Annotated in this window: 16 protein-coding genes; all 16 read right to left on the minus strand. The window is 64.7% G+C overall.

All coding sequences use genetic code 11. The features are described from left to right. Window positions 1-15: 15 nt before the first annotated feature. The 16 genes from V3388_RS15200 to V3388_RS15275 all read right to left on the minus strand — a co-directional run bounded on the left by V3388_RS15200 (window position 16) and on the right by V3388_RS15275 (window position 14,800). Window positions 16-432 carry a hypothetical protein gene (locus V3388_RS15200; protein WP_336368430.1) on the minus strand — a complete coding sequence of 139 codons (417 nt, stop codon included), beginning with the start codon at window positions 430-432 and terminating at the stop codon, window positions 16-18. A gap of 7 nt (window positions 433-439) precedes the next feature. Then, on the minus strand, window positions 440-1,207 hold the full coding sequence (locus V3388_RS15205; protein ID WP_336368431.1) for a type II secretion system protein: 768 nt from the start codon (window positions 1,205-1,207) through the stop codon (window positions 440-442). After that, the gene (locus tag V3388_RS15210; protein WP_336368432.1) at window positions 1,207-1,701 is read right to left on the minus strand and encodes a type IV pilus modification PilV family protein; all 495 of its coding nucleotides are present in this window, start codon (window positions 1,699-1,701) and stop codon (window positions 1,207-1,209) included. The genes V3388_RS15205 and V3388_RS15210 overlap by 1 nt, the downstream gene beginning before the upstream one ends. After that, a complete protein-coding gene (locus V3388_RS15215; protein ID WP_336368433.1) occupies window positions 1,698-2,141 on the minus strand; it encodes a prepilin-type N-terminal cleavage/methylation domain-containing protein in 444 nt (147 codons plus the stop codon). Before V3388_RS15215 ends, V3388_RS15210 begins: the two co-directional genes overlap by 4 nt. 86 nt (window positions 2,142-2,227) lie before the next feature. Continuing rightward, entirely contained in the window at window positions 2,228-2,719 is a 492-nt protein-coding gene (locus V3388_RS15220) for a type II secretion system protein (protein ID WP_336368434.1), read from the minus strand. Window positions 2,720-2,748: 29 nt separating this feature from the next. After that, window positions 2,749-3,279 (minus strand): prepilin-type N-terminal cleavage/methylation domain-containing protein, encoded by a 531-nt coding sequence (locus V3388_RS15225; RefSeq protein ID WP_336368435.1) that lies wholly within the window; start codon window positions 3,277-3,279, stop codon window positions 2,749-2,751. A gap of 74 nt (window positions 3,280-3,353) precedes the next feature. Further along, on the minus strand, window positions 3,354-4,583 hold the full coding sequence (locus tag V3388_RS15230; protein WP_336368436.1) for a type II secretion system F family protein: 1,230 nt from the start codon (window positions 4,581-4,583) through the stop codon (window positions 3,354-3,356). Beyond that, entirely contained in the window at window positions 4,580-6,349 is a 1,770-nt protein-coding gene (locus tag V3388_RS15235; protein ID WP_336368437.1) for a GspE/PulE family protein, read from the minus strand. The genes V3388_RS15230 and V3388_RS15235 overlap by 4 nt, the downstream gene beginning before the upstream one ends. Further along, complete coding sequence (locus V3388_RS15240; protein WP_336368438.1) at window positions 6,346-7,398, minus strand: hypothetical protein; 1,053 nt, start codon at window positions 7,396-7,398, stop codon at window positions 6,346-6,348. The genes V3388_RS15235 and V3388_RS15240 overlap by 4 nt, the downstream gene beginning before the upstream one ends. After that, the gene (locus V3388_RS15245) at window positions 7,395-8,234 is read right to left on the minus strand and encodes an ExeA family protein (protein WP_336368439.1); all 840 of its coding nucleotides are present in this window, start codon (window positions 8,232-8,234) and stop codon (window positions 7,395-7,397) included. The genes V3388_RS15240 and V3388_RS15245 overlap by 4 nt, the downstream gene beginning before the upstream one ends. A 1-nt stretch (window position 8,235) precedes the next feature. Continuing rightward, a complete protein-coding gene (mshL, locus tag V3388_RS15250) occupies window positions 8,236-9,954 on the minus strand; it encodes a pilus (MSHA type) biogenesis protein MshL (RefSeq protein ID WP_336368440.1) in 1,719 nt (572 codons plus the stop codon). A gap of 11 nt (window positions 9,955-9,965) precedes the next feature. Further along, entirely contained in the window at window positions 9,966-10,235 is a 270-nt protein-coding gene (locus V3388_RS15255) for a hypothetical protein (protein ID WP_336368441.1), read from the minus strand. Window positions 10,236-10,329: 94 nt separating this feature from the next. Further along, window positions 10,330-11,058, minus strand: a complete 729-nt coding sequence (gene gspM, locus V3388_RS15260; protein WP_336368442.1) for a type II secretion system protein GspM — start codon at window positions 11,056-11,058, stop codon at window positions 10,330-10,332. Next, complete coding sequence (locus tag V3388_RS15265; RefSeq protein WP_336368443.1) at window positions 11,055-12,509, minus strand: PilN domain-containing protein; 1,455 nt, start codon at window positions 12,507-12,509, stop codon at window positions 11,055-11,057. Before V3388_RS15265 ends, gspM begins: the two co-directional genes overlap by 4 nt. Before the next feature lie 329 nt (window positions 12,510-12,838). Beyond that, the gene (ssb, locus tag V3388_RS15270; RefSeq protein WP_336368444.1) at window positions 12,839-13,372 is read right to left on the minus strand and encodes a single-stranded DNA-binding protein; all 534 of its coding nucleotides are present in this window, start codon (window positions 13,370-13,372) and stop codon (window positions 12,839-12,841) included. 57 nt (window positions 13,373-13,429) lie between these two features. Continuing rightward, on the minus strand, window positions 13,430-14,800 hold the full coding sequence (locus tag V3388_RS15275; RefSeq protein WP_336368445.1) for an MFS transporter: 1,371 nt from the start codon (window positions 14,798-14,800) through the stop codon (window positions 13,430-13,432). Window positions 14,801-14,845: the final 45 nt, after the last annotated feature.

Here is a 14,845-nt window from a genome sequence, read left to right on the forward strand (position 1 = left end):
GCCTTCGGTTCTCGCTCATCGCACCCTCACCTCAACTCGCCGCGCCGCGCGATCCGGCCCTGTGCCGCACTGGCCTTCGCTGGTAATGGTATACACCGTCTCACCACTGCTGGCGGACTGGCTGGCGCAACGAAGCGCCGCGTCACAGCCGGCCAGGGCCTGTTGGCCGAAGGGCAGCGTCCAGCTTGCGCCAGCCGCCGGGCAGGCCTGACCTTCATGCAACACCTGGGTGATCGCCACTTGGGCGCCGCTCTCGGCAGCAAAGAACGCTCGCTGGGATTGCACCTGCAGGCTGACGGATTCCCCGGTCTGCTGCTGCAGCTGGGCCATGCCAACCACCAGCAACGCCAGCACAGTGATCACAAACAGGGCGAGTGGGAGGCCCACACCGGCCTGGCGGCGGACACAGGCCATGCGCGGGGCAACGAGCAAACGGGCATCAGGGCACATTGCGAATCTGCACCTCCTGCCGGGTGGTGGTTGATTCTCCGCTGCCGGTGTCGAGATCCGCCAGCACCAGGGTGAAATCCACCACGGCGGCCCGCTTCAGGGTCGCGGGCACGAAACGGAACGCAATCGGGCCACCGAGGTTGGCCGCCATGACCTGCCGTGTGCCGCCGGTCGGCGGTGCCGGCTGGGTGGACGTGGGGCTGTAGCCGGTATACCGGTACAGTACCGCGCCGCTCTGGCACACGCTCACCGGCCCGCCCAGCGCGTACACCCGGCGCTCCGGCGACTCGCGGTTAAATCGATGGCTCGACGCCAGGGTAATCTGGTCACCGCTGACACTGGCAATGGGGCCGGAGACGGGCCCCGGATCCTGGGTGTCATACAGCGCGCCGGTGGTCGAGCCGTAACCATAGATCAGCAGGCGGCTGCCCGCCGGGGGCGGGACCTCGAACGGAACGACCGTGAGCGTATCGAACGCCGGCCCCCGGGTGCGCTCGGTGTACTGGGTGGCACCCACTACCGGCAGCCATTCCAGACAGTCGTTGCGGACCCGGATCGTCAGCGGGTGCGCCTCCCTTAGCTGCCGGGACAGCTGCTCGCTGAGCACCACCGCCTGCAGGGATCGCTGCTGGCGGGCACTCAGATCCAGCGCGCCCCGGGTCGAAAGGCTGACAAACCGCACGGATACGGTGGCCACAATCGCCAGCAGCACGATCACGATGATCAGCTCCACCAGGGTAAACCCTTGCCGCCGCATCAGAAGTTCGCCCGATAGACCGTGAATCGGTACTGGTTGCCCGAAGGGTCAGCCACCGTCAGATCCACCCGTTTGGCGTCCGGCGCGGGCAACGATACCTCGCTGCCCGCACAACGGACCGAGACGCTGACGGTAAAGCCGGCATAGCCCTCATCCGCCAGCGAGTCACCCTCGGCGTTGGCCGGGGGCTGGCTGGTGATGCCGTTGTAGTCATCCACGTCGTCGTAAATGGCCCGGTCTGCTTCCTCCGTGCCAACGGAACATCCCTCGCGCCGGGGCACACCGCCGGGCGGGGTCTGGTCGTCGTAGGCTTTGGAGAGGATCTCATCGGCGTAGAGTTGGGCCAGGGCGATGGCCCGGGTCTGGTTCAGGGGGTCGGCGCTGCGGCCGCTGAGCAGCGCAAAGGCCCCCACCACACCGGCAATCGCGACGCTGAGGATGACGATGGTCATCACCAGTTCAATGAGGGTGACCCCCTGTTGCCGACGGTTCATGGCAGGCAGGCCCCGGCGTAGACGGCGCCCAGGCCGCTGATGCAGACCGGATAGGAGGAGTCACCGGTGAACGCCAGCGCCACCGGCGCTCCCGACGCCAACGCGCCGATGGGCGTGAAGGACAGCGTCAGGGGCAGGCTGGCCCCGGACAGGGACGCGCCGGCCCGGGGCACCTCGAACACCCGGGCACCGGGCGTTCCGGCACCCACCGTGAAGCGGAAAGCCTCGGCGGTTTGCGCCACCGTGAGCGTCGCCCCCGGGTGCCCTGCCAGCGCTGCCTGCTGGGCCAGCAGCGTCGCAGAGGCCAGCTGCTGGCTGGCCACCAGTGGCGAGAAAGCGCCCCGGGTGGCGAACAGGCCGATGCCCAGGGCCGAGAGTACCCCGATCAGCACCAGGACGATCACCAGTTCCACCAGGGTGAAGCCGTACGGTCGATACACCTTCACGCCCCCCGGGCCCGGCGGCACTGTTACAGAGCATCTGCGAGTAAACATATCGCTACGACGCCCGAACGCGATTGCCTTGATTAGCAGTCGTCAGTGGAGCGGTTGGTTACCGTGCCAGTGACGGCGCTGTAGTCAAATGAACATTCACCCGCGGTGCCATCGCTATCCCGATCAACCGTAACGGAGTCGGCGAGGGTGATAGTGACCACGTTCGCTGCCGCTGTACCGATGGCAAAGTCATTCGCATCCAGCTGAGCCGCAGCGCCAATGCCACCGGTCGTTGCCGCCGGGTATCCATTGTTGGTGTTTTCCATATCAACGGTCACACCATCCAGCGTCACAGTTGCAGGATTGTCTCCGTCCGCGATGTATCGGGAATGGGCGATACCGGCAGCGGATTTCACAGCGCCAATGGCGCCATCCAGTGACGCGACCCGAGCATCCCCTCCCAAATCCGCAAACCGAGGCAACGCAAACGCCGCCAGAATGCCAAGAATCACGATCACCATGACCAGTTCGATCAGGGTGAAGCCTTTTTCCGAGTTTACCTGCACAGCGTTCATGGTTTTCATGGTGTTACTCCGTTGTGGTTGATCCATGTTCAGTTGAGGTTCGTGACCACGTCGCCGGTGTCGGCGTCGTAGACAATGGTGCTGCCCTGCCCATCGGGCTGGTACGTGAAGACACAGTCCGCGCCCGGGTCGCCGTCGGCGTCGTCCTGGGTGCCGGCGGTGTAGTCCGGATTGGCGCCGGTGATGGTCGGCGCGTTGCTCTGCAGCAGGCCCTGCCAGACCTGCTGGCAGCGGGCCGTGGTCATGTTGGTATTGAGCGTGTTGTCGGTCGCCGTCGGCCAGCCGTCGCCGCTCACATCGACATTGTCATTGCCGAAGCCCTGCACATTGGTGGCGGCCGCGGTGTAGCCATTGCTTAGCCACTGGGTTTTGACCAGGGCCACGCCGGCGGCCAGCGCACCGGCCGTGGCGCGAATACTGGACTGGTGCGCCTGCTCAGAAAGGCGTGCGAACCGGGGCAACGCAACGGCGGCCAGTATCGCCAGTATCGCGATGACCACGACCAGTTCAATCAGGGTAAACCCCCGTGCCGGTTTGGGTCCGTATCCGAATGGTTGCATGGGTCTGTCCTCCTGAATGTCTTCTTTGAACCGTGTTTTCATTGTGTCCTTGGCTGGGTGCCTGTTCCGAACCGTCAGCGTCCCAGCGCCGCAGCACCAAGATCCCAGATCGGCAGGAACACCCCGAGCGCCAGAATCAGCACCAGGACGCCCATGGCCACGATCAGGATCGGCTCGATGGATTCCGCCAGCCGTTTGAGGCCGAAATCCACGTCCTCGTCGTAAAAATCCGCCACGTTGTTGAGCATCTCATCCACCGAGCCGGTTTCCTCCCCGACGGCGATCATCTGCAGGATCAGCGGCGGAAACAGCTCACTCTGCCGGGCGGTGCGCAGCAGGCTCTCACCCCGTTCGATGCCAAACCGCATATCCCTCAGATGGCGGGCAATCCAGGCGTTGTCGGTGGCGTCCGCCACCACCGTCAGCGCGTGGGTCACCGGCATGCCCGCCGCCAGCATGGTGGCGAAATTTCGGGCGAAGCGGCTCAGGGTGATCAGCTCCAGCAGGTGGCCGATGATCGGCACCCGCAGCTTGTACCGGTCCCAGGTCAGCCGCCCGGCTTCCGTCTGCTTCCACTGGCGAACCAGCAGACCGATGGACGCCATCACGAACAGCACCACGTACCATTCGTTGAGCAGAAAGTTGGACGTGCCCACCAGCACCTGGGTCAGGAACGGCAGGTCCGCCCCCAGCTTGCTGAATACCGCCGCAAACTTGGGAATCACCAGGAAATTCACCACCATCAGTGCCGCGAACAGTGCCACCACCACAAAGGTCGGATAACGCAGGGCCTGCTTCAGCCGGCGGCGGGTGTCCCGTTCAAGCTCGAGAATCTCGGACAACCGCTTGAAGGCATCATCGAGCAGGCCGGTGTTCTCGCCCACGTGGATCATGGCCACAAACAGATCCGAAAACACCGACGGATGCGCCTGCATCGCAGCGGCCATGCTGGTGCCGCCCTCCAGCCGGTTGGTGACATCATCCAGCGTGGCCGCCAGCACCGGCGACCGGCTGGTTTCCGCCAGCCCCCGCATGGTGCGGATCAGCGGGATACCGGCCTTGGTCAGGGCGTGCATCTGGCGACAGAAAACGATCAGTTCGTCCAGGGTCACCTTTCGACGGAACCATCCGATGTTGTTGACCCGGCCCAACATCGGTTTGCGTTCGGGTGCCGCATCGATGGCCAGCGGGGTAATGCCCCGCCGCATCAGTTCGGCCGCCACCGCGTCCGCGTTCGCGCCGTTGAGCACGCCCTGTTGCAGGCCGCCGCCCGCGTCCCTGCCGCGATACCGGAACTCGCTCATGGCGCCTCCGCCAGCGGGCTGTCTGGGGGCGGGATGTCATCCTCGGGCGAGAACTCGCCCTCAGACGTTGCCGCCACCCTGGCCACTTCGGCCAGGCTGGTGACGCCCCTCAGCGCGTAATCCAGGGCATTGCGCCCCAACGGGCGATAGTAAGGGCTGTTCCGGGCGGCCTGGTTGAATCCGGAAACATCGCTGCGCCGCAGGGCATCAAGCATGCCCTCGTTCATTTCCAGCAGCTCGTACACCCCCACACGGCCCCGGTAACCGGTGTTGCTGCACTGATAGCAGCCCCGGCCCTGGACGAAGCCGGCCTCCAGATCCAGCGGGTCGAGATCATAACCCGCCAGCCAGGCCCGCTCCTGCTCGTCCGGCTCGTAGGGGGTAGCGCAGTTTTCGCACACTCGCCGTACCAAGCGCTGGGCGACCACACCCAGCAGCGAGCTGGCCACCAGGAACGGCTCGGCACCCATGTCCATCAGCCGCATGGCGCTGCTGATGGAGTCGTTGGTGTGCAGGGTAGACAGCACCAGGTGGCCGGTCATGGCCGCACGAAGGCCGATTTCCACCGTCTCCCGGTCCCGCATCTCACCCACCAGGATCACATCCGGGTCTTGCCGCAGGGCCGCCCGCAGAACACTGGCGAACTCCAGACCAATGCGAGGGTTCACCTGTACCTGGGTAATGCGAGGCAGGCGGTATTCCACCGGGTCCTCGGCGGTGATGATCTTGACCTCCGGGCGGTTCAGCTCGGTCAGGGCGCCGTAGAGGGTGGTGGTCTTGCCGCTGCCGGTGGGGCCGGTCACCAGGATCATGCCGTGGGGCTTGTGGATCATCCGTCGGAACCGGGACAGCACGTCTTCCGGCATGCCGGTGCTACTGAGGTCCAGCACGCCCTGGCTCTGGTCCAACAGGCGCATCACGACCGATTCGCCGAACTGGACTGGCATGGTGGACACCCGGACATCAATACTGCGCCCCTTGACCCGAACGTTGAACCGTCCGTCCTGGGGCAGCCGCTTTTCGGAGATGTTCAGGCCCGCCATCAGCTTGAGCCGCAGGACCAGCGCCGCGTTCACGCGCTTCTCCTTCATCACCTGTTCCTGCAGAACGCCGTCCACCCGCTGCCGGATGCGGACCACCGATTCGTCCGGCTCAATATGAATGTCCGAGCTGCGCGCCTGCACGGCATCTTCAAACAGGGTCTTCAACAGCTTGACCACCGGCGCGTCGTCGCTCTCGGATTCCGCGCTCAGGCTGGCCAGATCAAAGGCATCGTCGCCGAGCTCGTCCTCCAGCTCTTCCGCCAGCGACGCGATTTCCTCGGTGCGGCGGTAGACCAGGTCGAGGGTGTTGAGCAGCTCGCCTTCCCGAACCACCGCCTGGCGGATGGGCTGACGCACGACCCGGACGATTTCGTCGTAGGCAAAGATATCCAGCGGATCGGCCATGCCCACCAGCAGCTCGCCCCGCTGCTCCGCCAGCACAATCGCCCGGAAGCGGCGAGCCATGGCCTCGGGCAACTTTTTCACCAGTTCGTTGTTGAACTGGTAGTGGCGAAGCTGCACGAACGGCACGTCCAATTGACGTGACAGGATGTTCAACAGGCTGTCTTCGTCCACATAGCCCAAATCGATCAGGGTGCGGCCAAGCTTACGGCCGCTTGCTTTCTGTTCCTGCAGAGCCGTGGCCAGCTGGTCCTCGGTGATCACACCGTTCTGGATCAGCAGGTCGCCGATGCGGATTTTCTTTTTCGGTTCCGTGCTCATGATCCCGCCTGCAATGCGTCGAGTCGCTGGTTCACGTAACGGGACAGCGCTGATGGCAGGCCCGGCAGCGCGGCGGCCTGCGCATAGGCCTGGCGGGCGCTGGTCCGTTTGCCCAAATCCTCAAGCGCAATGCCCAGGCCCACCCACCAGGCGCCCTGGCTGTCGTCGCTGGCCAGCAGTTGGGTCCACTGCACGACAGCACCCTGGCTGTCACCGTTGCGCTGGAGCAGCGCCGCCAGGGTGACACGATAGGCGGGCCATCGGTCAACCGGCGGAAGATCACTTTGCAGTAGCGCCTGGGCTTCTTTCGGGCGGTTATCCGCCAACAGGGCACGGGCCCTCAGCAGTCGCAATTCGGGCTGCCCCAGGGTGGCCGACTCCGGCAGCAAGGCCAGGGCATCCCCGATTCGCTGCCGGGCCAGCAGTTCGCGGGCGACAAGCAACCGGCTCCGTGGTGCGGCCTGAGTCTGTACCAGCGACTGCAACCGGGCTTTCGCTTCCGCCACGTTGCCCGAGTTCAGCAGCGAGCGCAACGTACGGGTCAATTGACGATCCCGCTGCTCGGGGGTATCCGGCAGTCGCTTGACCGCCGGCGCCGCGTCTGCGGGTGTGTTCTCAACGGGCGCTTTCTCGGCGGCAGCCTGGTCCACCTTGGGGGCGGCTTTCGGTGGTTCCTTGACGGCCATCACGACCGCCGTTTTCTTCTCACTCGCGACGGGGTCGGCCGGGGCCGTGCGGTTGGTGCTCGGTTTCGTTGATGCCGGTTGGCGCGCCTGATCCGGTTGGGCCTTCACCACGATACCTGAATCTTCCGGCAACAAAGGGGATGGCGCCTGCACTGGCTCGGTACTGATCTGCGGCTCGGGCGACAGGAGCCATTGTCGCGCCAGAAGGCCGGCCACGACCAGCACGGCCACCGCCAGCAGAATGGCCCACACCGGGCCACGACGCGACGGTGCGGCCGCCGACTGGCCCACATACGCCTGGCTGCCTTTCGGGGCAGCCTGGCGCTGCTCGGCGGCGCGAAGTGCATCGTTCAGCAGGCTCACAACCACCGCCCCAGCAAGCCCGGCCGGCGTACACTGTCGGTGTCACGGATGGCCTGCCAGACATGCTGTCGGCTGACCTGGCGAGCACCCTGCCCCCAGGCCGCGAGCAGCCCCTTGTGGGCCAATACGTTCACAAGCCGGGGAATGCCCCCGGACGACCGGGCAATCAGCCGCAGCGCCGCTGGCGCGAACAGGTCGCTGCCGTTGTAGCCGGCCTGGCTCAGGCGATGGCGAAGGTACTGAGCGACACTGCCACCGTCGAGCGGGGCCAGATGGTATTGAAAGGTAATGCGCTGGCGCAGCTGGCGCAGGCTGTCCCGGGCCAGCAGCACGTTCAGCTCTGGCTGTCCGAACAGCACGACCTGCAGCAGCTTGCTGCGTTCGGTTTCCAGGTTGGTCAGCAGGCGCAGCGCCTCCAGGGTCTGCTCGGGCATGGCCTGGGCTTCGTCGATCACCAGCACCACCGGCGTGCCCTCACCCGCCCGCTCAAGCAAGCGCTGATTCAGCGCCTTGAGCACCTGATGGGTGTTGTCGCAGCCGGACAGATCCACCTCCAGTTCCTCCGCCACGGACTCATACAGCGCCTCTGGTGGCAACTGGGGGTTGGGCACATAGGCGGTGCACGCCTTGCCGTCGAGTTCGTTCAGCAGGAGCCGGCACAACAGGGTCTTGCCGGTGCCCACCTCACCGGTAATCTTGATAAAGCCTTCGCGTTCGCCAAGGGCAACCAACAGCAGCTCCAGCGCATCGGCGTGGCTGGGCGCGCGCAGAAAGTAGCGCGTGTTGGGCGTCAGTGCGAACGGGGCTTCCTGCAGTCCGAAATGGCTCTCGTACATGCTAGTTTGGCGCGGTCTCCGGTTCCGGTTTGACAGATTCGGCGGACTGCAGCAACTGGCGCAGCACCTCCATGCGCTGGCGGCTGGCCGCCACATCATCTGCCATGACGTTTTGTCCCACCACCACCGGGCGCAACAGGATCACCAGCTCGCTCTTGCGGCTCTTGAACTTGCGCTGCTTGAACAGCTCGCCCACCAGGGGAATCTCGCTGAAGAAGGGCACGGTGGCGTTGTTATCCTCGCTGGAATTCTGGATCAGCCCGCCGATCACCACAATCTGGCCGGAGTCCGCCCGGATCACGCTGTCGGTTTCCCGAACGGTGCTCTGGGCCAAGGGCAGCGTGACGTCCCGGTCCCCGATGGTGATCACCTTCTGCTGGTCCACCACATCGCTGACCGAAGGGTGTACGTGCAGGGTAATGGCACCATCTTTGGCAATCTGGGGGGTGACGTCCAAGGAAATGCCGGAGAAGAACGGCGTCAGTTGCACCGAGGTGGTGGTGTCGTTGTTACCGGTAAGGTTGGCGTTGTTCTGGTTGAAATCGATATCGGTCACGAAGAACTCGTCGGTCCCGACCTTGATCACCGCCTTCTGGTTGTTCACCGTGGAGACCCGGGGGCTGGACAGGATCTGCACGTTGCCCTGGGTGCCCAGGAGCTGGATCAGCGCCGAGAAGCTGCCCTCCCGAAAGGTGGCGGAGAACAGACCGCCAATGGCCGAGGTATTGATCGTCTGGCCGGCCAGGGACTGGGCGGTAAAGTCCGCCGGCAAGCCGTCGCTGGCGGTAATGGACGATTTACGCTGCAGATCGGACCAGTTGATGCCCTGCTGGTAACCCTCGTTAAGTGCCACTTCCAGGATCTTGGCCTCCAGCACCACCTGCCGCTGCATGATCAGTTCCGTACGCCGCAGGTAGTCTTCGACGGTGTCCAGCGTTTGCGCCCGGCCCCGGACCATCACCAGGCCGGCGCCGGCGTTGACGATCACCTGGCCGCCCTCATCGTTGCTGACCAGCAGGCCCAACGTGCGGTTCAGATCGCTCCAGAAATCGGACGCGGTCTGGGTGGAGATGGTGGTGCCCACCAGGCTCTGGGTATCGTTGGTGCCGCTGCTGCCGTTGCCGGTAGCGCCGTTGTTGTTGCCATTTCGGGTACTGGTCTCGGTGACCTGCCCCGAGCTGACCCGGGTTTCGGACTCGCCCTTGCGCTTGAAGTCCAGGTAGTCGATGGCGAACAGACGGGTTTCCACCCGGTCCGGGCCGATACGATACAGGCGGCCGGTGCGGCGGATGTTGAGGTGGTAAAGGTCGGCAACGATGTCCATGACCTCCGGGACCGTGACATCGTGCAGGCTCAGACTGATGGTCGCCTCCAGCGCCGGATCCACCACCGCGTTGTAGCGGGTTCCGGCCACCAGCGATTCAAAGAAGCTGCGAACCGCCACGCCCTGAGCGTTCACGTCAAACCGACCATCGGAGGCGGTATCTGGCTGGAGCGGTGGCAGCAGCGCGTTGCTGACGTCTGCGGGCACCGCCGGCACAGCCTGGTCGGCGGCAGGCTTTGGCGTGCCCGCCGGCGCCGCTGTGTCCAGCGTGTTAACAATCTCATCGGCCGCATCGGTGGAGGTCGCCGAAGACGTCCGCATGAGCGGGTTGTTGCTGCAGGCGGTGATCAGCATCACGCTCGCAAGCACCAGCAGCCAGGGTTTCATGAAGGTCATGCGCGTTCCGTTCATTGGGTTCTTTGGAGTGCCCGGACGTCCGGGGCCGGCGACAGCGTAAGCTCGCGGGCGCGGCCGTTATCCAGCAGCCGGACTGATCGGCGGTGTATTCGCTGCACGGTCAACCCGGCGTGACGGTCCCCCTCCTGATACGCCCGGCCATCAATCACCGCCGTGCGGCGCCCGGAGCCGAACACAATGGCATCCAGCGACAGCGGCCTGAGCGGCTCACTGGCCGGCGTGGGCGACGAGGCCGCGGGCGGGCGGGTCGGATCCTTCATGGCCAGGCCTGTCGCGTCCGCGGCCCGGGCGGACACTGGCCCGGCCAAGGCAACCGCGACCAATACGTGCAACCACACAGCCGCTCTTTGCATCTCAGATCCCCAGCCAGGAGGGGCTCAGGCTCAGGGTTCGGACGGTGATCACCGCCTGCCCCGCCGGCCAGTCCCCGGATGTGTACTGCACGCCCACCCAGCCCAGGCGGTGGTCCAACGCTTCCAGTTTCTGCAGATACGCCACCACCGCCGGATAGCTGCCGCGGACGGTCAGCTCAACCTCATGCCGGTACAGCAGCGGCTCGCTATCCGCCGTCGGGCGGTCCGCGTCTCCGGCCTTTCGAGCGCTGGCACCTTTTTGGTTCGGGTCTTTTCTATCCGTGGCCGCCGCATACACCGGCTGTGGCGACTTCAGCACCAGCGACCTCAACGCAAGTCCTTTCTGGACGTCCAGAATCTGCTTGAGCAGCGTGACCATGGCCCTCGGATCAATCAACTGGCCGACGGTCTCGTCAATCGACCGGTTCAGCGCGGCCAGCTCGTTCTCTTTTTGCGCAATCCGGGCCCTGAGTGCCGCCGACGGGTCCTGTGACAGGGTCGCCTGAAGCGTCGCCTGCTGCCGGGCGAGCTGGTCGGTGGTGCGTTGGCCCGCGGCCAGTGACTGGCGGAGCTGGTCACCGTTTGCCGCCAGCGGCGCCAGCACCAGCGTCCAGGCTAGGAACACCAGCACCAGCGCGGTGGTGGCTATCAGCAGCACCCGCTCCCGGAGCGGTCGGCCATCGAACCAGGCGACGCCCCCGGCCAGTGCTTCTCGCAGCCGGGCGGTCATGAACCACCGCCTTCGGTGCGATCCGTGGCCACGTGGAATTCAATGCCATTGCCGTGCTCGGGCTGGTCCATCCGGACATCGGACAGGGACCGGCCCGCGAACGCGTCGGTCTGGCCCAGGCGCTGCAGGTAGGTGGGCACCAGGTCCGGTGATCCTGCGCGGCCGTCGAGACGGATGAGCGTCGGCGAGAGGGACAGCTGAACCTCGGTCAGCCAGACGTTCGCCGGTACCTGCTCGGCCAGGGCCACCAGCATCGGCGACAGCGTGCCCGCCTGGCCCAGGGCCAGGTCAGACACCACCTCGAGCAGCCGCTGCCGGCGAGCCAGTGCCAGATCAAGCTGGCTCAAGCGGTCGCTGAGTTCCGGCGACGGCTTCTGCCCGGCCACGGCCTGGGAGAGCCGGTCAAGGGACGACTGCAGAGACTGATTCTGCACATCGGTCGCGGCCAGACGGCGCGCCAACTGCTGGTTATCCACCCACATCCAGGCGCCATAGCCAATCAGGATCGCCATCAACAACGCCAGGGTCGCCAGCGCCATCCGTGCGCTGGCCGGTTGCCGATGCGGCGGCAGGTCCCGGGGCAACAGGCTGACCTGCTGGGGATCATCGCCGGGGGCGTTTGCTAGCGCGGCGCTCACGGCAACCAGGCATCGGCTGTCCAGGAACTCGCCCACCCCGAACGTCGCCGGATCCGGTTCCGAAATGGTCGCAGCCAGATAAGATGACAGCATGGAAGGCAGGGGCAAGGCCGTGTCCCGAGCCACCAGATACACGGTAGCTGGTGGCACCTGGCCGAGCTGGCTTTCGTAATAATCGAGAGAGCGCTGGATTTCGAGGGCGAGGGTCTGTACCGCGTTTTCCTGGCGGGAGACGTCCCGGAGATCGGCGGTGGACACGTCCAGCCGGCGGGACAGGTACAACTGCCCGCCCCGGCAAATGACGAGATGGCCGTAGGCCTCGCTCAAGTGCACCAAGGCGCTGCTGCGGTCGGTTCCGGACGCCTTGCCGGTGACCGTTCGTAACGCCAGCTCGGCGATCTCGACGCGATCGGGCGTAAGGCCCGCGCTGGTCATCCGTTCAACAAGCCCGGCGATCCGGGGCATCCGCGCGGCCGCCACGTTCACGAGGTTTCGCTGACCCCGGGCGGCGTCTTCCGGGAACGCAAACACGTCGGCTACGGCTTCGGCCGGAGGAAAATCCAGCAGATCCTTGAGCTTCCAGGTCAGGGCATCCGCCAGTTCGTTGTCGGCAACGCCAGCGGGGCGCTCCATCTGGAACACCTGATACTGATCCAGCGACAGCACCAGAGTCGCCGACGCGCCCTGCCAGCCCTGATCGGTAACCAGACGGGCAAGCCCTTCCGCCGAATCGTCAATACGCCCGGCAGCCAGCCCCGTGCCCGGCCCGACCGCGGCCCAGGCCACGCCCTCATCGCGGCACTCCAGCCACACACGTGTAGCGGTGCCTCCGGGACGGATTCGGCGAAGCCATTGTCTGATGGAGGTCAAAAGATAGGTCCTGGCCATGAATCAGGTAAGACGGTTCCAGGGCCGCTCGCACGGGCCAATGTCGTTATTGTTGGCATTTACAGCCATTTACAGACGTTTACATCATAAAGCAAAGCGTAACGGTATCTCTACCGACTGCCCACAATTTGACGAGGTTTTACAGGCCGGTTACATCGGCAGCCCGGACGCCGCGGGCGGCGAAGAAAAAAAGCCCCCGCCTGTGGCGGAGGCTCTGGTAAGTACGGGCCCGGCCGCGAGGGCGTCGCGCCGGATCAGAAGGGAATGTCGTCGTCAAAATCGTCGATGGGCTCAGGCATGTTGCCACCCTGGCTGGCCTGGCTGTATCCGCCGGACGGCCCCTGACTGTCACCCTGAGGTTGCTGGGGCGAATTGTTATAGTTGCCCTGCTGCTGGGGACGGCCAGCCGGCGCGCCCTGGCCCATGCCCCCGCCTTCGCCACCACGGCTGTCGAGCATCTGCATCTGGCCGTTGATGTCCACCACCACTTCCGTGGTATACCGATCCTGGCCATCCTGCCCCTGCCATTTGCGGGTCTGCAGTTTGCCTTCAATGTAGACCTTCGACCCTTTGCGCAGGTACTGGCCGGCCACTTCGGCGATCTTGCCGAACATGACGATGCGGTGCCATTCGGTCTTCGGCACCAGTTGCCCGGTCTGTCGATCCTTGTAGCTTTCGTCCGTGGCCAGGTTCAGGTTGACCACCGCATTACCGTTCGGGGTGTAGCGGGTCTCCGGGTCCTGGCCCAGATTGCCAATCAGAATGACCTTGTTAACGCCTCGTGCCATCGTTTGCTCCTGACTGTCTGTTTCGGGGAACCCGCGTTCCGTGCGAGGTTCCAGAGTTCATGAACCGCTACCCTGCCGGACAAACGCCAAATCCGCAAGCTGCGCCTCGTCAAAACGCTGCCGGTCGATCTTCAGGTAAGCGGTCGCGGCATCCTCCACAATCACCACGTCCCTCACGCCCGGCAGTTGCCGCAGGCTGGCGTCCACGTCGTCGTAGCCGTCGGCCATGGCCGCTTGCAACTTTACCATGAAACTGGTGGTGTAATCCGGCTTCGGCATGGTCAGCGCCACCACCAGCCAAACCAGCAGCACCGCCACCATCAGCCAGACAACCCCGGAGATCCCGACCGACTCGAGAAGCAGCCCACCCAGGGAACCGCCCACGAACGCGCCGAGGAACTGGGAGGTGGAATACACCCCCATAGCGGTGCCTTTGCTGGCAGCCGGCGCCTCCTTGCTGATCAGGGACGGCAGGCTGGCCTCCAACAGGTTGAAGGCCATGAAGAAGGCAAACAGGACGATCCAGGCAAAGACGAGATTATGACGGAGATTGGAGAGCGCACCCGCGGCGGTAGTCAACAGCGCGATGGCGCCACACAGGATGGCCTTCATCTGGCGTTTTTTCTCGCCGATGATGATGAACGGGACCATGGCGAAGAAGGATGTCACCATCACCGTCAGATAGAACCACCAATGGTCGCTGCGTGACAGGCCGAGCCGATCTTCGAGCAGGGTAGGAAAGACCAGGAACAGGGAGGTCAGCGTCAGATGCAGGCAGAAGATACCAAAGTCCAGGCGCAGCAGTCGCCCCTCGGACAACACCCTGCCAAGCATGGCCCGGGCGGGCTGCACATCAGCACTGGAGCGCTGGGTCCGGGGTGTCGGCACGACACGATTCACGAGGATCAGCGCCAGCAATGACAGCGCGCCGGTGACATAGAAGATTCCGCTCAGCCCCCAGTGAGACCCGATCAGCGGCCCGACCACCAGGGAAATCGAGAACGAAAGCCCAATGGCCATGCCTACTGTGGCCATGGCCTTGGTGCGCTGCTCTTCCCGGGTCAGATCACTGAGCAGGGCCATCAATACGCTGGCAATGGCGCCCGCACCCTGGAGAACCCTTCCGGCAATGACGACGTATATGGAATCCGTCGATGCGGCCAACAGGCTGCCTAACGCAAACAGGACCAACCCGATATTGATCATGCGTTTGCGCCCCACCCGGTCGGACAGCAGACCGAAGGGCACCTGGAGCAGGGCCTGGCTGAGGCCGTAGGCGCCGACCGCAAAGCCCAGCAGGGCGGGCGTGGCGCCATCAAGATCCTGGCCCAGAAGCATGAACACCGGCAGGACCATGAACAGACCAAGCATACGCATGGCATAAACAGACGCCAGGGCGGCGACAGAGCGTGTTTCCAGCGCGTTCATTACAATGAGAACCTTTGTCGTCCGGAAGTGAAAGCCCACTATCGG

The organism is Marinobacter sp. C2H3, from assembly GCF_037080155.1.
In the GTDB taxonomy this organism is placed as follows: domain Bacteria; phylum Pseudomonadota; class Gammaproteobacteria; order Pseudomonadales; family Oleiphilaceae; genus Marinobacter.